The following is a 17,830-nucleotide window of genomic DNA, read 5'->3' as shown; positions in this document are numbered from 1 at the left end:
TCCGGACGGCGGCCGGTATGGTGACCGCCCGTCGACCGGACCGTCCCGGGTGTGCGGGGCACGGAAGCAACTGGTCGGGAACGCGTGGCATGGGGCTGGAAGCACTGGTCATGGCGGGCGGGCGCGGGTCCCGGCTCGATCCCCTGACCGCCTTCCTGCCGAAGCCCCTGGTGCCGGTCGCCGACCGGCCGGTGCTGGAGCATGCGATCCGCATGATGGCCGGACACGGCGTCCGCCAGGTCGCCGTCTCCCTGGGCTACCTCGCGCCGCTGGTGCAGGCCTATTTCGGCGACGGCGAGCGTCTCGGCGTCCGCATCCGCTACCTCGTCGAGCACCGGCCGCTCGGCACGGCCGGGGCGATCGGCCTGTTCGGCGACTGGCGGGGGGCGCTCTTCGTGATGAACGCCGACATCCTGTGCGACCTCGACGTCAGGGCGATGCTGGCCCGGCACCGCGACCGCGGCGCCGCGGCGACCGTCGCCACCGTCGAGCAGGTCTCGCGCCTGCCGACGGCCGCCCTCGAGACGGATGCGGAGGGCCGCGTGGTCCGCTACCGCGAGAAGCCCGAGATCCGCCACCAGGTGGCGATGGGCTGCTACATGCTGGCGCCGGCCGTGCGCGATCACCTGCGCGCCGAGGAAGCGGTCGACATGCCCGAACTGCTGCAACGGCTGCTCGACGCGGGGGCGCCCGTCGCGGCCTATGCCCATGGCGGACGATGGATCGACGTCGGCCGGCCGGACGACCTCCTGCGCGCGCAGTCCCTGCTGTCCTCCGGGGACGCCGGACGATGACGGCCGGCACCGCGGCGACCGGCCCGGGCCGGGGGCGGCGCGCGCTCGTCACCGGCGCCGGCGGCTTCCTCGGCAGCCAGCTCTGCCGGCGTCTCGTCGGCGACGGCTGGCAGGTGCGTGCCTTCGTGCGTTACGGAGCCGCCGGCGACATCGGCGGGCTGCACGGCCTGCCGGAAGCCGCGACCGGATCCCTGGACATCCGGCGCGGCGACCTCCTCGACGTCGAGGGCGTCGCGCGGGCGGTCGAGGGGGCGGACACCGTGTTCCATCTCGGCGCCCGCATCTCGATCCCCTATTCCTACGCCGCCCCGCGCGACACCTTCCAGGTCAACGCGCTGGGGACCCTCAACGTGCTCGAGGCGGTGCGCCACGGCGGCGTCCGGCGACTCGTGCACACCTCGACCAGCGAGGTCTTCGGCAGCGCCGTCGCGCTGCCGATGGCGGAGACCCACCGGCTGCGCGCGCAGTCGCCCTATGCCGCGTCGAAGATCGCCGCCGACAAGCTCGTCGAGAGCTACGTCTGCGCGTTCGGTCTGCCGGCGGTCACGCTGCGCCCGTTCAACACCTACGGGCCGGGCCAGTCGCCGCGCGCGGTCATTCCGGCGATCGTCCAGCAGGCGCTGGCCGGCGGGCCGGTTCGTCTCGGCGCGCTCGAACCGGAGCGGGACTTCACCTTCGTCGACGACACGGTACAGGCGATGATCCTCGCCGCCGATGCGGCTGCGGCGGTCGGGTGCGAGATCAATCTCGGCACCGGGGAGGCGATCGCCATCGGGGCGCTGGCCCGCCGGATCATCGCCCTGGTCGGCCGGCCGTGCACGATCGAGCTCGACGCGCAGCGGATGCGCCCGCCGGCGAGCGAGGTCGACCGGCTGTGCTCCGACAACCGGCGCGCCGCGGAACTGCTCGGCTGGCGGCCGCGGGTGTCGCTGGACGAGGGGTTGCGCCGGACCATCGCCTGGTGGCGGGACGGCAGCCCCCGCTTCGACTGGCGCGGATATGCCGTATGACGGTAGGCCCCGTGAAGATCGTCACCGTGCTCGGCACGCGACCCGAGATCATCCGGCTGTCGCGCATCGTGCCGCGGCTCGACCGGCATGTCCGCCAGGTTCTCGTCGACACCGGACAGAATCCCGATCCGGCCCTGTCCGACGCCTTCTTCGCCGAACTCGGCCTGCGGGCGCCCGACCATCGCCTGGGCATCGCCGAGCGCGACTTCGCCCGCCAGATCGGTCGCATCCTTCCCGCCGTCCGCGAGATCCTGCTGGCCGAACGGCCGGATCGCTTCCTGGTCCTCGGCGACACCAACTCCGCCCTGTCGGCCATCGTCGCGCGGCGGATGAACATCCCGGTCTTTCACCTCGAGGCCGGCAACCGCTGCCACGACCCGCGCGTGCCCGAGGAGGTGAACCGCCGCCTCGTCGACCAGGTCAGCGACGTCCTCCTGCCCTATACCGAGCGTAGCCGGCAGAACCTGCTGCGCGAGGGGTTCCCGGGCGAGCGCATCCACGTCGTCGGCAACCCGATCTACGAGGTGCTGCAGGCGAACGCCGCGCGCGCCGATCGCTCGGCCGTGCCGGCGGCGCTCGGGCTGGAGCCCGGGCGCTATCTCCTGGCGACCCTGCATCGGGCGGAGAACACGGACGATCCGGCGCGGCTCGCCGTCTTCGTCGCCGCCTTCGGTGCCGTCGCCGGGCAGCAGGGGGTGCCGGTCGTGGTCAGCACCCATCCGCGGACGGCCGACCGCCTCGCCGCGGCCGGCATCGCGGCGCCGCCCGGCGTGCGTTTCCTCCCGCCCTTCGGCTTCGCCGACTTCCTGGCGCTCGGGCGCAGCGCGCGCTGCGTCCTCACCGACAGCGGTACGGTCCAGGAGGAATGCGCCATCCTGCGGGTGCCGAGCGTCACCCTCCGCGATACCACCGAGCGGCCCGAGGCCGTCGAGGCGGGCGCCAACATCATCACCGGCTGCGACGTCGCGGCGATCCTGCGGTGCGTGGCGATCGCCTGCGAGACGTCGCCGGCTTGGCACACGCCGCCCGAGTATCTCGTGCCCGCGGTCAGCGAGACGGTGCTGCGCATCGTCGCGGGCGCCCTGCCGCCCGGTGTCCAGGCGGCGTCCTGAGCGGCGGCCGATGCGGCTGCTCGTCCTCGGCGCCACCGGCATGCTCGGGCATCGGCTGGTCGCGGAACTGGCGCCGCGGTTCGACGTCGCGGCCGCCAGCCGCGGCCGGCCGGAAGCGGCCCCGGCCGCGCTCGCCGGATCGCGGCAGATCGGCGCGCGGTGGATCGGCGGGCTGGATGCCACGGACGAGGCCATGCTGACCGACGTTCTCGATCGCGAGCGGCCCGATGTCGTGCTCAACGCCGCCGGGGTGGTGAAGCAGCGGCTCGGGTCGGGCGATGTCGAGCGGGCGGTCGCGGTCAACGCCCTGCTGCCGCATCGCCTCGCCCGGCTGTGCCGAGGCCGCGGCCTGCGGCTCATCCATTTCAGCACCGACTGCGTCTTCGCCGGCCGCCCCGGCGATCGCCGCGGGGCCGACGGCTACCGCGAGGACGACCCGGCCGAACCGGCGGACGTCTATGGCCGCAGCAAGCTCCTCGGCGAGCCGACGGGGGCAGGGTGCCTCGTGCTCCGCACCTCCCTCGTCGGCCGCGAACTGGGATCGAGACACGGGCTGGTCGAGTGGTTTCTCGCCCAGGGCGATGGGCCGGTCGCGGGCTATACCGGGGCGCTCTTCACGGGCGTCACCACCGCGGTGGTCGCGCGGCTGGTGGGCGAACTGGTCGACCGGCATCCCCGCCTGGACGGCACCTGGCACGTTGCGGCGGCACCGATCGCCAAGCACGACCTGCTGCGGCTGCTGGGCGCCGCCTTCCGGCGGCCGACCGAGGTCCGCGCCGACGACGCGGTCCGCTGCGACCGCCGTCTCGACGGCAGCCGCTTCCGCGCCGCGACGGGCTGGATTGCGCCGTCATGGGAGAGGATGATCGCCGATCTGGCGACGCACGGTTGAGCCGGGGGCGGGGACATGGCGAGCGACGGGACGATCGAGGCGGCGGCGGCCGACGCGGAGCGGGAGACCCGGCTGCTGCTGCGTCTCTACCGGGCCGCCCCGGACGCGGATCGAGCGGCGGCGCTGCGCGCCCATCTGGCCGGCGGCTGGCGGGATGGCGGCGACCCGAACCCCTGGTTCTCGACACGCTTCTACGCCGCCGGACTGTCCGGCGCGGACATGAGCCCGCTGCTCCACTATGTCCGGCAGGGGGCGGCGGAGGGGCGCCGGCCCCATCCCTGGTTCGACGGCGAGTGGTACGGCCGCCGCTACCTCGGGCGGGACGACGCCGGGGCGGAGGCGCTGGCGCACTTCCTCGAATGCGGGATCGCCGCCGGGCACGTACCCCACCCGGCCCTCGACCGCCCGCCGGTGCTGGAGCGGCTGTCGGCCGTGGCGCCCGAGGAACGGGGCGACGCGTTGCGCGCCGCCATCGCCGGGCGCCGGGGCGCGACCGACCGGGCCCTCGCCCTGGTCGATGCCGACTGGTATCGGGCGGCGCATCGCGACGTCGCCGCGGCCGGCGTCGATCCCGCGGCGCACTATCTCGGCACCGGCTGGCGCGAGGGGCGCGATCCCAATCCGTGGTTCTCGACCCGCTTCTATCTCGACCGGAATCCGGATGCGGCGGCCGAGGAAATCTGTCCGCTCGTCCACTATGTCGAGCGCGGGGCGGCGGCGGGCGCCGATCCGAGCCGCTACTTCCGCACGGCCTGGTATGCCCGCCGCTACCTCCGCGACGGCGACCCGGACGGCGCGCTCGGCCACTTCCTCGCCTCTGGCCTCCGCGCCGGCCTCGTCCCGCACCCGGCCCTCGACCGACCGCACGTCCTGGCACGGGTGAAGGCGATTCCGGCATCGCTCCGCACGGCCGCGCTCAAGGACATGCTGGAGACCGAGAACACCGAGGAGGAGGACCCGATCGCGGCCCTCGTCGACGCCGACTGGTACCGGATGCGGTACCCGGAGATCGGCGCCGTCGATGCCGTCCGTCACTACCTCCGCACCGGATGGAGGGAGGGGCGGGACCCCAATCCCTGGTTCTCGACGCAGTACTACCTCGAGCGCAATCGCACGGCGACGTCGGCCGGCGGGCCCCTGCCGCACTTCGTCGCCCAGGGCGGGCGGCTGGGCCGGCGCCCGAGCGCCGGCTTCGATCTCGCCTGGTACGCGCGGCGGCACCTCGCCGGCGCGGCGCCGGACGCCGCGACCCTGCTGCATTTCCTTCGGGTCGGCCTGCATTCCGGACTGGCGCCGCACCCGGCGCTCGACGGACCGGGCCTGCGCGACCGGGTGCTGGCGGTCCGCCCCGCCGATCGGTCACGCTTCCTGCTCGGGCTGCTGCAACTGGCGTCGCGGCTGCCGGATGCGGAGCCGATGCCGGCCGGGGTGGCCGGGCCGGCCGTCGTTCCCTGGTTCCTGCGTCCGCTGCCGGCGGGGACGACCGCGGTGCTGCTGATCGCTCCGCCGGGGCCGAACGCCCTGCGCCTCGCGCGCCTGGCGGGCCGTGCCCTGCCGGACGACGAGCGACCGATCGCAGCCGCCCCGTCGGCGGGCGGCCTCGTCGTCTCGCCGTCGGACGGGCGGGGCGAGATCGCCTTCCGGCTGCCCGCCGACGCGGCGCTGCTGTGGCCGCTCCTGTCGGCCACCCGCTGTGCCCGGGTGGCGCTGCTCGGCCGCTGGCCCGGCGATGCCGCGCTGGCGCGGCGGCTGCGCGCTGCGGGCATGACCGTCTCGGTCCCCGACGCCACGGCCGAGCCGCGATGACCGGCGCCACCGTCGGCCCACTGGTATCGGTCGTCATCCCGGTTTTCAACGGCGCGGACTACCTGGCGCAGGCGATCGACAGCGCGCTCGGCCAGACCTACCCCGCGATCGAGGTCCTGGTGGTCGACGACGGCTCGACCGACGACGGCGCGACCGCCCGCGTCGCGGCGCGGTACGAGGGGCGCATCCGCTACTTCCACCAGGCGAACGGCGGGGTCGCCGCAGCGCTCAACCGCGGCATCGCCGAGATGCGCGGCGAGCTGTTCTCGTGGCTGAGCCACGACGACCTCTACCTGCCGCGCAAGGTCGAGCGTCAGGTGGCCGCTTGGCGTGCCTTCGGCGGCGACTGCGTGGTCGTCGGCGACTTCGCCACCGCGACGACGGACGGGGCGCCGCTGCGGACCGTTGCGGCGAGCACGACCGACCTTCTCGCCCGGCCGCTCGACGCCCTGATCGACGGCACCCTGAACGGCTGCGCGATGCTCGTGCCGCGCGCCGTCTTCGACCGGATCGGCCGGTTCGATCCGGGCCTGCCGACCACCCAGGACTATCACCTGTGGTTCCGGATGGCGCATCGGGTTCCCTTCGTCCATGTCCCGTCGGTCGACGTGCTGCACCGCCTGCACCCGGGCCAGGGATCGCGCCAGCCCGAGCATCTCGACGAGGCCGGCCAGCTCTACGTCCACGTCCTGGCCGCGGTCCCGCCGCGGCGGATGGCGGCCTATGCCGGCTCGGAACCGGCCTTCCTCGCGCGCTGTCGCGGACGGCTGCAGGCCTATCCGGGCGTCGCCGCCCATATCGACCGGCGGTTGAATGCGCTCTGCGACGAGGCGGACCTCACGCTGGTCCTCCTCGATTCCGGCACCGACGCGGCGGCGGCGATGCGCACCGTCCGGGGCTGGCGGCCGCGGCCGCGCCGGGTGCTGCGGATCGATTGCGGCGGCGGCCCGCTGCGGCGCCCCACGGCCGGCCTGGTCGCGGTCGCGGAGCCCGCCCGCGACGGCGCGGAAGCGCTCGCCCTCGCCGGCCGCGCGGCCGGCGGGGAATGGATCTTCTTCGCGGCGCCGGCGCGGCTGCCCGACATCGAGACGGTGCGCACCGCCCTCCTGACGCAGGCCGCCGGCGATGCCGACATCGTGCCGGCCGGACCCGCCGGCGATGCCGCCTCGCCGCTCGAGAACCTCCTCGTCCGGCGCGGCGTCGCCGGCCGCCTCGCGGCGACGCTGGCGGCCGGAGCGACCCTCGATCCGGAACGGCTCGCCGCGGCCGGCATCGTCGTCGCCCGTCCGCTCGCGGCGGCCGTCCGGCCGGACCTGGAGCGGGCGCTGGCGGGCGACGACCTCGTCCCCTTCGAGGGCATGGGGGCCGAGGCGGGGCTGCTGGCCGCGCTCGACGCCCGTCTCGGGAGGGAGCGGCCGCGGGTCCTCTTCCTCTGCCATTCCGGCGGTGGCGGGACCGTCGTCCATCTGCGCGGGCTGACGGCGGCGCTCGGCCGGCGGATCGCCCCGGTGATCGCCTACGGCGGCCCGGACGGGCGGGTGCGGCTGTCCCTGACCGTCGCGGAGGACGGGCGGGGCGTCGCCTTCGACGTGCCGCGCCAGCACCGGGCGCTCGTCCGCGTCCTGCGGCGCGCCGGCATCCGGCGCGTCGACATCTTCCACACCCACGGGTTCGATGCCGCGGCCGAGCGGCTGGTCGCCGATCTCGACATTCCGTTCGACATCACCCTGGTCGACTACCACCACGTCGCCCACCACCCCCACCTGCTGACGTCCCAGGGGCGATTCTGCGGCGACCGACGGGTGGCCGCCCGCGATCCGCTCGTCCTGCGGTCAGGACCGAGCGCCCTCTTGGTCCGTGCCGCGCGGGCGGTGGCGATCTCGCGCGACGTGGCGCACCGCACCGCTGCGATCGCCCCCGGCATCCCGCTCGTCTGCGCCGCGCACTGGGCGCGGCCGCCGGGCGATCGTCGCACGGTGCTGCCCCGCCCCCTCGATGCCGCATCGGAACCGCTGCGCGTCCTGCTGGTCGGCACCATCACCCCGCTCAAGGGCAGGGACGTGCTGGCGGAGGCGGCGCGGATCGTGCGGAGCGGCCGTCTGCCGATCCGCTTCCACGTCGTCGGCAGCGTCCTGCCGCCGCCGCCCCTGCCCGACGACGTGATCGCGATCCGCCCGGCCGCCGATCTCTCCCGCTCGCAGGGCGCGATCGCCGAGATCGGCGCCCATCTCGGCTGGCTGCCGGCGCAGGCACCCGAAACCTGGTCCTACGCGCTGACCGACCTCATCGCAGCCGGCCTGCCGCTGGCGGCGGGCGCGATCGGTGCCATTCCGGAGCGCTGCGCCGGCCGGCCCTGGACCTGGCTGCTGCCATGGGACAGCACCGCGGGCGCCTGGGTCGACCTCTTCCTGCGGCTGCACGCCACGGCCCTGGCCGAGCCGCCGCGCTGGGTGCCGGTCGACCATCTGCCGCCGGCCGAGCCCTTCTATCCCGACCGCTATCTGGAGCCGCTCGCCCGATGACCGAGGTTGCGGCGGATGGCGCGCTCGCCGGCAAGCGCGTCCTGGTGACGGGGGGCACCGGTTCGCTCGGGCAGGCGCTGGTCCGGCGGCTGCTGTCGGGTGCGGCGGGGCCGGTGGAGCGGGTCGTCGTGCTGTCGCGCGACGAGGCCAAGCAGCACGACATGCGGATCGCGCTGCGGCATCTGGCGGCGGCGACCGACGAGGTCATCTACGGCGACTTCCGCCGCCGCCTGCAGTTCCGCATCGGCGACGTCCGCGATCCCGATGCGGTGGCCGCCGCCCTCGACGGCATCGACGTCGTGGTCCACGCCGCCGCCATGAAGCAGGTGCCGACCTGCGAATATTTCCCCCACGAGGCGGTGCGGACGAACGTCGAGGGCGCCCACGTCCTGATGACGGCGCTCCAGCGCAGCCGTCGTCCGGTTGAGGCGGTGGTCGGCGTCTCGACCGACAAGGCGGTCGAGCCGGTCAACGCCATGGGCATGAGCAAGGCGCTGCAGGAGCGGGTCATGATCGCCGCCCAGCTCGCCCTGCCGGCGACTCGCGTCGCGCTGGTGCGCTACGGCAACGTGCTGGCCTCGCGCGGGTCGGTGGTGCCGCTGTTCCGCCGGCAGATCCTGGCCGGCGGGCCGGTGACCGTCACCGACCCGGCGATGACCCGGTTCCTGCTGCCGATGGCGGCGGCGGTCGATGCCGTCCTGCTCGCCCTCTCGTGCTGCGGCGCGGGCGAGATCCTGGTGCCGCGGATCGCCTCGGCACGCATCGCCGACGTCGCCCGCGCCATGATCGGCGACCGCCCGGTGGCGACCGTGACGACCGGCATCCGCCCCGGCGAGAAGCTGCACGAGACCTTGATCTCGGCCGAGGAATCGCCGCGTGCACGCGATTGCGGCGACCATTGGCGGATCCGCCCGATGCTGCCCGAACTGGCCGCGTCCGGGTCGGTCCCGGACCCCGTCTGGGCCTACCACTCCGCGAGCCGGCCGCTCGATGCCGACGCCGTGCGCGCCCTGCTCGCCGGCCACGACCTGCTGCCCGAACGGCCGGCCGCCGGCCCGCGCTAGCGTCTCCGGCAGCCGCGGAGCGCCGGCCGTGGCGCCGCTGCGACACAGTGCCCTAGACGTGCCGCGACGCCGGCGAATCCGCAAATCCCCATGGATTGCCGGGGCTTGCCGCCCTAACCTGCGGCGCGCAAGGGGCGACGGGAGCGGGTGGCATGGTGCCGGAGATGATCGCGGGTAAGGCGGCGTGGAAGGGTCCGGAGGTGGACTACCGCGCCGAAATGATGCACCGCTTCACGGCGGACGAGGTGGCGGAGATCGACGCCGCGCTCCGCGCCTGCGGCGAACGGGACATCCCCGAGATCACCCGCGAGACCTTTCCGCTGCCGGGTTTCGGACCGCGGATCCAGGCGCTGCGCGACCAGTTGCTCGATGGCCGCGGCGTCGTCCTGATGCGCGGCTTCCCGCGCGAGCGCTACTCGGCCGACGAGATGGCGCGCATCTATATCGGGCTCGGCGTCCATTTCGGCATCCCGACGGCGCAGTCCTGGCAGGGCCAGCTTCTCGGCAGTGTCATCGACATCGCCGACGTCGTCGAGAAGGTGCGCGGCTACAATGCCGGCGGCCACATGAACTTCCACATCGACGGGTCGGCCTGCGACATCGTCGCCCTGATGTGTCTCCGGGCCGCCAAGTCGGGCGGCGCCAGCCGCATCGTCAGTGTCGCCGCCCTGCACAATGCACTCCTCGCCACCCGGCCCGACCTCGTCGAGGTGCTCTATCGCGGCTTCTACCACCGCAACCACGAGATGGACGCGCTGCACTCGCTGTTCCCGGCGCAGAGCGACCATCGGCTGCCGTTCCTCAGCCAGCGCGACGGCCGCATCACCTGCCTCGCGTCGGGCTGCATCCGCTACGCGGTCCAGTATGGCGGCGTCGACATGACGCCGCTCGAGGTCGAGGCCTACGACACCTGGCAGCGGATGGCGCAGTCCGAGGAGTTCTTCCTCGACATGAATTTCGAGGAAGGCGACATCCAGTTCCTCAACAACCGCAGCGTCATGCACGCGCGCACCGACTACGAGGACCATCCCGAGGTGTCGCGGCGGCGCCACCTGCTGCGGCTGTGGCTGCGCGTGCCGGAGTGGCCGGCGCGCGAGCCGAACCAGATCTTCATGAACGAGGTCGACTGCCGCCACTGGCAGGAGAAGAACCGGCGCCCGTTCATGGACCTGCCGTCGCGCTACCTGGCCGAACTGACCGCGGCGCAGGAGCGGCGCATCCGCGAGGCTGCAGTCCTCCGGCCGGACGCAACCGCAGGGAGCTATGCCAGCGCCGGCGCGTGGATGCGCGCCCGGGCGGCTGCGGGACCCGCGTCCTAGTTGCCGCCGGCCGGCGCCGTCCGACTACCGCATGCGGCCGCGATCTGCTAGACGCCACGGATCGTCTTGCCGACCCGGGCCCCGGCCCGGCGCCGAAGGTCGCGTTCGTCACCGCAACGTCGTACACCTATAAGCAGCGCCAACAAGTCAGGGTTCCGGACGGCTTGAGACACAGGCAAATCCGGGCCGCAACGAACCCAAGAAGCTGGACAGGGACATGGACTTCGCCATAACCCGGAAAATCGAGATCGATGCCGGGCACCGGATCGCCAGTCATGGCTCCAAGTGCCGCCATCTCCACGGCCATCGCTACGTCGTGGAAGCGACCTGCCGGGCGGTGTCGGGGGAGCTCGTGCAGACCGGCGAGCAGTCCGGGATGATCCTCGATTTCGGGTTCCTGAAGGACGAGATGGTCCGCCTCGTCGACCTGCCCTGCGACCACGGCCTCATCGTCGCGCTCGACGACACCGCGCTCTTGGAGATGTTCGTCCCGCGCGGCGAGGATGCCGGCGGATGGATCGCCGGGATCGCCCGCGAGGTCGCCGAGAACGGCTACGCCCAGCGCACCGAGGCCCATATCGGGCAGAAGCTCTACATCATCGCGTCTCCGCCGACCGCGGAGTGCCTCGCCCGCCACTGGTTCGAGCGGCTGTCGCCGGCGATCGCCGAGCGCAGCGGCGGCCACGCGCAGCTGGTCGGCGTGCGGGTGTGGGAGACCCCGAACTGCTTCGCCGACTTCGGCCTCGCGGGCACCATCGACGCGCCGCGGGCATGGTCGGAGTCGGGGCGGCCCTTCTAGGCCCGGGTTTCCGGCCGGCGACGGCCATGGACTTCCGCAAGATCCGCTACTTCGTCGCGGTCTTCGAGGAAGGCAGCATCAGCCGAGCGGCGCTCCGCGAACACATCGCCCAGCCGGCCCTGTCGGTGCACATCCGGCAGCTGGAGGCCGACCTGTCGGTCCGGCTCTTCGAGCGATCGACCCAGGGCGTGCAGCCGACCGCGGCCGGCCGCCACCTCTACAAGCTGTGCTGTGGGCTGCTGCGCGGGCTCGACTCGGCGCGACAGGAAATGCTGGATTTCGGCGGCACCGTCGCCGGCTCCATCCGGCTCGGCCTGATGCCGACCATCTGCCGCGGGATCCTCGCGCAGGTGCTCGACGAATACACGCGGACCTATCCACGGGTCGAGATCGAGATCGTCGAGGCCTATAGCGGCACGCTCGCCGATCGCCTCGTCGCCGGCGACCTCGACCTCGCGATCTGCAACCGGCCGGCCTCCCAGACCAGTCTCAAGCTGCGGCTCCTCTACAGCGACCGGCTCCTGCTCGTCTCCGGCACCGCCGCCCGGCGGCAGCCGTGGCAGCCGGTGCGGCTCGATGCGGCCGAGGACCTGAAGCTCGTGCTGCCCTCCGCGCACCATTCGCTGCGGCGCATCCTCGACCGGCAGATCAAGGCGGGAACCATCCGCCCGGCCCGCGTCATCCAGGTCGACGGGCTGGGCGCGACGATGGAGTTCGTCGGCGCGTCGGACTGGTCGACCGTCCTGCCGAGCGCCGCCGTGGTCAACGACCAGGCCTCGGGCCGCTTCGCGATCAACCCGATCGCTTCGCCGACGCTGGCGTCGGACATCTACGTCATGCATCCGCCGGAACTGCCCCTGTCGCTGCCGGCGCAGACCATCGTCCAGATGATCCAGGACGCCTTGCAGGAGGTGGCCGGCCGCTACGCGTCATAGTTCCGGGCGATAGCCCATATATGTCATCAGCATTTGCCGCGATGGCCTCGACTTGCGCAGATTTGAATCAATCAAGAATGCCGGGTCGGGGGATACGCGAAGGATGGGCGGGGCTGGTCCGCAGGCGCGCAAGGCCGTCATCGTCGGCGGGTCGGTCGCCGGCCTGTTCGTCGGCAACATGCTGCATCGTCAGGGCTGGGACGTCGCCGTGTACGAGCGCGTGCCGGACGACCTCGCCTCCCGCGGCGCCGGCATCGCCCGGCACGCCGAGATGGTGCCGATCATGGCCGCAGCCGGCGTCACGGAGACGGGACCGCTCGGCATCGAGGTCGAGGGCCGGGTGGCGGTCGACCGCCACGGGCGGGAGCTCGGGCGGTTCCGCTTCGCCCAGCACCTCACCTCCTGGAGCTATGTCTACAATCCGCTGAAGGCCGCGTTCCCGGCCGGCCGCTACCATGGCGGGCGGGAACTGGTGGCGATCGAGCGACAGGCGGGACGGCCGGTCGCCTGCTTCGCCGACGGCAGCCGCGTCGTGGCGGACCTCGTCGTCGGCGCCGACGGTTTCCGCAGCCGGGTCCGCGCCCTCTTCGCCGCCGCGGTGGTGCCGCGCTACGCCGGCTATGTCGCCTGGCGCGGGCTGGTGCCGGAGGCGGAACTGCCGGCGGCGTTCCGCGCCGCGGGTTTCGGCGACTACTGCTTCTGCTTTCCGCCCGGCGGCCAGTTCATCGGCTATCCCGTGGCCGGGGCGGACGATTCGGTCGTCCCCGGCCGGCGCCGCTACAATTTCCTCTGGTACCGCCACGTACCCGACGGGGCGCCGCTCGCCGACCTGCTGACGGACGGCTCCGGCCAGCGCCACGACTACTCGATCCCGCCGCCGCTGATCCGCCCCGATCTGGTGGCCCGCCTCCATCGCGATGCCGCGGCCGACCTGCCGCCGGCTCTGGCCGACGTGGTCGGCCGGGTCGCGCATCCGATGCTGCAGCCGATCTACGACGTCGAGTCCGACCGCATCGCCTTCGACGGCGTCGCCCTGATCGGCGACGCCGCCTTCGTCGCGCGCCCGCATGCCGGCATCGGCGTCTTGAAGGCGGGCGAGGATGCCCATGCCCTGGCCCTGGCGTTGGCGGCAGAGCCCCGCGTGGCCGCCGCGCTCGACCGCTTTTCCGCCGAGCGGCTGCCGGCCGGCAAGCAGGCGGTGGCGCTCGGCCGTCGCCTCGGTGCCTTCATCGAGCGCGGCCTCGATACGCCCCAGACCGACCCGTCGCTCGGCCTGACGACCGAGTTCATCCTGCGGGTCAGCGCCCGGCCGCCCTCGCATTCGCCCGAGCTCGCGGCATGATCGAACCCGTCATCGACGCCCATCACCACATCTGGCGGCTGGCGGCGACGCCCTGGCTGCAGGGACCGCCGGTGCCGCGCATCTTCGGCGCCTACGAGCCGCTGCGCCGCGACTACGGCATCGACGAGTATCTCGCCGACATCGCCGGCGCGGGCGTCGTCCGCTCCGTCTTCGTCCAGGTCAACGTCGCGCCCGGCGGCGAGGTCGAGGAGGTCGCCTGGGTGCAGTCGGTCGCCGACCGGGCCGGCTTTCCGCATGCGGTCACCGGCTTCGCCGATCTGGCGTCGCCCGATGTCGGCGACGTGCTCGACCGCGAGATGGCGGTCGCGAACCTGCGTGCGGTCCGCCAGCAGATCCACTGGCACGAGCGGCCGCTCTACCGCTTTGCGCCGCGCCCCGACGTGATGAACGATCCGGCATGGCGCCGCGGCCTGCGGGAGGTCGAGCGGCGCGGCCTGCATTTCGAGCTCCAGGTCTTCGCCGGCCAGATGGCCGACGCGGCGGCGCTGGTCCGCGACTTCCCCGGCGTCACCTTCATCCTGCTCCATGCCGGGATGCTGGCGGATCGCAGCGCGGACGGATGGACGGCGTGGCGCCGCGGCATGGACGCGCTCGCGGCCTGCCCCAACGTCGCGGTCAAGCTCTCCGGTCTCGGTACCTTCGACCGCGCCTGCAGCGAGGACCGCTGGCGGCCGGTGATCGTCGAGACGGTCGACCGGTTCGGTGCCGACCGCTGCCTCTTCGGCAGCAATTTCCCCATCGAGAAGCTGTGGACGGACTATGCGACGCTGCTCGCCACCGTCCGCCGCTGCATCGCGCATCTGCCCGAGGCCGGCCGGCGCGCGGTTCTGCACGACACCGCCCGCCGCCTCTACCGGCTGTGACGGGCATCAGACGGAGCGGAGGAAGGCGATGAGGATCGGAGTGGCCGGGTTGGGGCGGATGGGGGCGGCGATCGCCCGCCGCCTCATCGATGTCGGGCACGAGGTCGCGGTGTGGAACCGGACCGGGGCGAGGGCGGAGCCGCTCCGCGCCCTGGGCGCGACGGTGGCGGCGACGCCGCGGAGCCTCGCCGCCGGTGCGGAGGCGGTCATCACCATCCTGACCGACGCCGCTGCCATCGATGCCGTCTATGGCGGCCCCGACGGCCTGCTCGCCGGCGATGTGAAGGGGCGGCTCTTCATCGAGATGAGCACGGTGCGGCCGGAGGACGAGCGCGCCCTTGCCGCGCGGGTGGCGGCGGCGGGTGCGACGCTGGTCGAATGCCCCGTCGGCGGCACCGTCGGGCCGGCGCTGCAGGGCAAGCTGCTGGGACTGGCCGGCGGCGCGGCCGAGGACGTCGCGCGGGCCCGGCCGATCCTGGAGCAGCTGTGCCGGCGCGTCGACCATGTCGGGCCGATCGGCGCCGGCGCCAGCATGAAGCTCGCGATCAACCTGCCGCTCGCCGTCTTCTGGCAGGCGTTCGGCGAGGCCTACGCGCTCTGCCGCCATCTCGACGTCGATCGCGGCTGGCTGGTCGAGCTGTTCGCCGACACCTCGGGCGGTCCCAACGTGCTGAAGGCGCGCGGTGCGGCGGTCGCCAAGACGCTGGCGACCGCCGAGCAGGGCTCGGCCACCTTCGACTGCGATTCGATCCGCAAGGACCTGCGGACCATGGTCGCCGAGGCGCACGCGCTGGGATTCGACCTGCCGATCGCCGAGCGCACGCTCGCCGTCTACGACGAGGCGAGCAGGGCCGGATGGGGCGGGCGCGACTGCACCGAGCTACCGGCCTACTGGTCGGCCCGGACGAAGGGGTGACGATGTCGGACGCACGGCCGGTGGCGATGATCGGCCTCGGCATCATGGGGTCGGCGATGAGCCGGAACCTGATCGAGGCCGGCTTCACCGTCTATGGCGTCGATCCGGCCCCGGCAGCCCGCCAGACCTTCCGCGAGATGGGCGGCCGGCTGGTGGAGACGGCGGCGGAAGCGGCTGCCCGGGCGGACATCCTTCTGACCTGCCTGCCGTCGGCGGCGGCGCTGCACGCCGTCGTCGACGACCTCGCCGCGGCGCCGCCCGGCGACCGCGTGCTGGCCGAGACCAGCACCCTGACGCTGGCCGACAAGGAGCAGGCGCGCGACGCGCTCGCCGCCCTCGGCATCACCATGCTCGACTGCCCCTTGTCGGGCTCCGGCAGCCAGGCGAAGACGCGCGACGTGCTGGTCTATGGCAGCGGGCCCGTGGAGGCCTGGAACCGCTGCCTGCCGGTGTTCCACGGCTTCTCGCGCGGGCCGCATCACCTGGGCGTCTTCGGCAACGGCTCGCGGATGAAGTACGTCGCCAACCTGCTGGTGGCGATCCACACGGTCGCGGCCGGCGAAGCCTTCGCGCTCGCCCGCAAGGCAGGGCTCGACCCGGCGCAGATGTTCGAGGTGGTGGCGGACGGCGCCGGCGGGTCGCGCGCCATGCAGGTGCGCGGCGGCATGCTGATCGCCGACCGCTACCGCCCCGTCGAGACCATGCCGCTCGACCTCTGGCGCAAGGACCTCAAGGTCATCGCCGAGTTCGCGACCGAGGTCGGCTGCCCGACGCCGATGTTCGCCGCCTGCTCGGCGCTGTTCCAGGCCGCGATCGCGTCGGGCTACGGCGACCAGGACACCGCGGCGGTCGCGCTGGTCTCCGAAGGGCTGGCAGGGTTGGGTCGGAAATGAAGAGACGATCAAGTATTTGACCGTATCGCGCTGCCGACCCTAGGATCAGGCGAAATCGACGACAGATCGATGGAAAGTGGAGGGAGAAATGGTCAGCAAGACGAGCAGTGGGACCACGGCCGGTCCGTCCCGGCGTGACGTCATTCGCGGTCTCGGCGCGGCCGGCATCGGCGCCGCGGCCCTGGCGGCGGCACCGCGCACCTGGGCCCAGGCGCGGGCGCCGGTCAGCCTCAGCTTCTGGACCTTCGAGAACCCGCAGCAGCGCCCGTGGCTGCACAAGCGGATCCGGCTCTTCACGGAGCAGAACCCGCAGGTCAAGGTCGATTTCCAGTTCTTCCCCTTCGGCGATCTCGGGAAGAAGCTGAGCGTCGGCTTCGCCACCGGGACCGCTCCCGACGGGTTCGTCAGCCAGGACTGGTTCATGCCGACCTGGCTCGCCAAGGATCTGCTGGCACCGCTCGACGTGCAGCGCCTCGGCTATTCCTCGGTGCAGAGCTTCAGCGACGACTTCACCCAGGCGTTCGTCGCCGGCGCCACCAAGGACGGCAAGGTCTACGGCTATCCGCTCTGGTTCTACGGCTTCGCCAACTACCTCAACACCAACCAGTTCAAGGAGGTCGGGCTCGACGCCGAGAAGGACTGGCCCAAGACCTGGGCCGAGCTGGGCGAGGTGGCCAAGCGACTGACCATCAAGAGCGGCGAGCGCTTCACCCGGCAGGGCTTCAAGTTCGCCATGCACGCCGCCCAGTGGACGATGATCCAGTTCAACCCGATCCTCATCCAGCATGGCGGGCAGTGGTTCGACGCCGCGGGCCGCTGCACGATCAACAGCGAGGCCGGGGTGAAGGCGATGACGGTGCGTGCCTCGATCGCCCGCACCTACGGTGCCGAGGACCCGGCCGATTCGATCGCGACCGCGCCGCTGCCGCAGATGGACTGGCTGCGCGAGCGCGCCTCGATGTTCTTCTGCCACCCGATCCCCCCGGCCGCGATCGCCTCGCAGAACCAGAAGATGCTGAACGAAGGCTACTACCGGCCGGTGCAGTATCCGGGCGTCGAGCCGGGCAAGGGCTTCTCCACCACCTACGGCTTCAACCTCGTCGTCAACGCCAGGGCGCCGAAGGAGAAGCAGGAGGTCCTGCACGACCTCTACAAGTTCATGATGAGCGACCTCGCCGACTGCTGGAAGGACACGGCACCCTTCACGCTCGCGCGCAAGACCGGCTGGGCGGACAATCCCGAGGTCCGCAAGTTTCCCCATGTCGACGAGATCATCAAGGCGAAGGACCAGGGCGTCTACCTGCCGCGGACCGTCGTCTACAACGAGCTCGCCGACGCGGTGCATCGCGGCGTCCAGCGCATCATGCTGAACCGCGCCGACATCAAGGCGACGCTGGACGAGATCGCGGCCGAGGTCGACCGCGCCACCGAGGCGTCGAAGCGGGGCTGAACCAGGGACGGCCGCGGGGCGCCCCGGCGTCCCGCGGCGCCATCGGCGAGGAACGATGACGGACAGCGTGCGACATGGCGGCTTGGCCGAAG

At 72.8% G+C, this 17,830-nt stretch carries 15 protein-coding genes; all 15 read left to right on the top strand.

Annotated features, from left to right (window positions below; translation table 11 throughout):
• The first annotated feature begins 89 nt into the window (after positions 1–89).
• Positions 90–794, top strand: a complete 705-nt coding sequence (locus tag ACE3Q3_RS00980) for an NDP-sugar synthase (RefSeq protein ID WP_374440446.1) — start codon at positions 90–92, stop codon at positions 792–794.
• Positions 791–1,804, top strand: coding sequence for a GDP-mannose 4,6-dehydratase (locus tag ACE3Q3_RS00975; RefSeq protein ID WP_374440443.1), 1,014 nt, complete (start codon positions 791–793; stop codon positions 1,802–1,804). The genes ACE3Q3_RS00980 and ACE3Q3_RS00975 overlap by 4 nt, the downstream gene beginning before the upstream one ends.
• Positions 1,801–2,916 carry a non-hydrolyzing UDP-N-acetylglucosamine 2-epimerase gene (wecB, locus tag ACE3Q3_RS00970; RefSeq protein WP_374440440.1) on the top strand — a complete coding sequence of 372 codons (1,116 nt, stop codon included), beginning with the start codon at positions 1,801–1,803 and terminating at the stop codon, positions 2,914–2,916. Before ACE3Q3_RS00975 ends, wecB begins: the two co-directional genes overlap by 4 nt.
• 10 nt (positions 2,917–2,926) lie before the next feature.
• Positions 2,927–3,808 carry a dTDP-4-dehydrorhamnose reductase family protein gene (locus ACE3Q3_RS00965; protein ID WP_374440437.1) on the top strand — a complete coding sequence of 294 codons (882 nt, stop codon included), beginning with the start codon at positions 2,927–2,929 and terminating at the stop codon, positions 3,806–3,808.
• 15 nt (positions 3,809–3,823) lie between these two features.
• A complete protein-coding gene (locus ACE3Q3_RS00960) occupies positions 3,824–5,614 on the top strand; it encodes a hypothetical protein (protein ID WP_374440434.1) in 1,791 nt (596 codons plus the stop codon).
• Positions 5,611–8,136, top strand: coding sequence for a glycosyltransferase (locus ACE3Q3_RS00955; protein ID WP_374440432.1), 2,526 nt, complete (start codon positions 5,611–5,613; stop codon positions 8,134–8,136). Before ACE3Q3_RS00960 ends, ACE3Q3_RS00955 begins: the two co-directional genes overlap by 4 nt.
• Positions 8,133–9,200, top strand: coding sequence for a polysaccharide biosynthesis protein (locus tag ACE3Q3_RS00950; RefSeq protein ID WP_374440429.1), 1,068 nt, complete (start codon positions 8,133–8,135; stop codon positions 9,198–9,200). Before ACE3Q3_RS00955 ends, ACE3Q3_RS00950 begins: the two co-directional genes overlap by 4 nt.
• Before the next feature lie 200 nt (positions 9,201–9,400).
• Positions 9,401–10,519, top strand: coding sequence for a TauD/TfdA family dioxygenase (locus tag ACE3Q3_RS00945; protein WP_374440427.1), 1,119 nt, complete (start codon positions 9,401–9,403; stop codon positions 10,517–10,519).
• Positions 10,520–10,736: 217 nt separating this feature from the next.
• A complete protein-coding gene (locus tag ACE3Q3_RS00940; protein ID WP_374440423.1) occupies positions 10,737–11,318 on the top strand; it encodes a 6-carboxytetrahydropterin synthase in 582 nt (193 codons plus the stop codon).
• 26 nt (positions 11,319–11,344) lie between these two features.
• Positions 11,345–12,253 (top strand): LysR family transcriptional regulator, encoded by a 909-nt coding sequence (locus ACE3Q3_RS00935; RefSeq protein ID WP_374440420.1) that lies wholly within the window; start codon positions 11,345–11,347, stop codon positions 12,251–12,253.
• Positions 12,254–12,356: 103 nt separating this feature from the next.
• Positions 12,357–13,595 carry an FAD-dependent monooxygenase gene (locus ACE3Q3_RS00930; RefSeq protein WP_374440418.1) on the top strand — a complete coding sequence of 413 codons (1,239 nt, stop codon included), beginning with the start codon at positions 12,357–12,359 and terminating at the stop codon, positions 13,593–13,595.
• Entirely contained in the window at positions 13,592–14,479 is an 888-nt protein-coding gene (locus ACE3Q3_RS00925) for an amidohydrolase (protein ID WP_374440415.1), read from the top strand. The genes ACE3Q3_RS00930 and ACE3Q3_RS00925 overlap by 4 nt, the downstream gene beginning before the upstream one ends.
• A complete protein-coding gene (locus ACE3Q3_RS00920) occupies positions 14,376–15,395 on the top strand; it encodes an NAD(P)-dependent oxidoreductase (protein WP_374440412.1) in 1,020 nt (339 codons plus the stop codon). The genes ACE3Q3_RS00925 and ACE3Q3_RS00920 overlap by 104 nt, the downstream gene beginning before the upstream one ends.
• A 2-nt stretch (positions 15,396–15,397) precedes the next feature.
• On the top strand, positions 15,398–16,288 hold the full coding sequence (locus tag ACE3Q3_RS00915; protein ID WP_374440409.1) for an NAD(P)-dependent oxidoreductase: 891 nt from the start codon (positions 15,398–15,400) through the stop codon (positions 16,286–16,288).
• Between the two features lie 88 nt (positions 16,289–16,376).
• A complete protein-coding gene (locus ACE3Q3_RS00910; protein ID WP_374440406.1) occupies positions 16,377–17,738 on the top strand; it encodes an extracellular solute-binding protein in 1,362 nt (453 codons plus the stop codon).
• Positions 17,739–17,830 lie beyond the last annotated feature (92 nt).

Origin of the sequence: Allostella sp., from assembly GCF_041913585.1 — a bacterium.
Taxonomy (GTDB): domain Bacteria; phylum Pseudomonadota; class Alphaproteobacteria; order ATCC43930; family Allostellaceae; genus Allostella.
The sequence above is the reverse complement of the archived record's forward strand: the minus strand, read 5'-3'. Positions and strand labels throughout refer to the sequence as shown.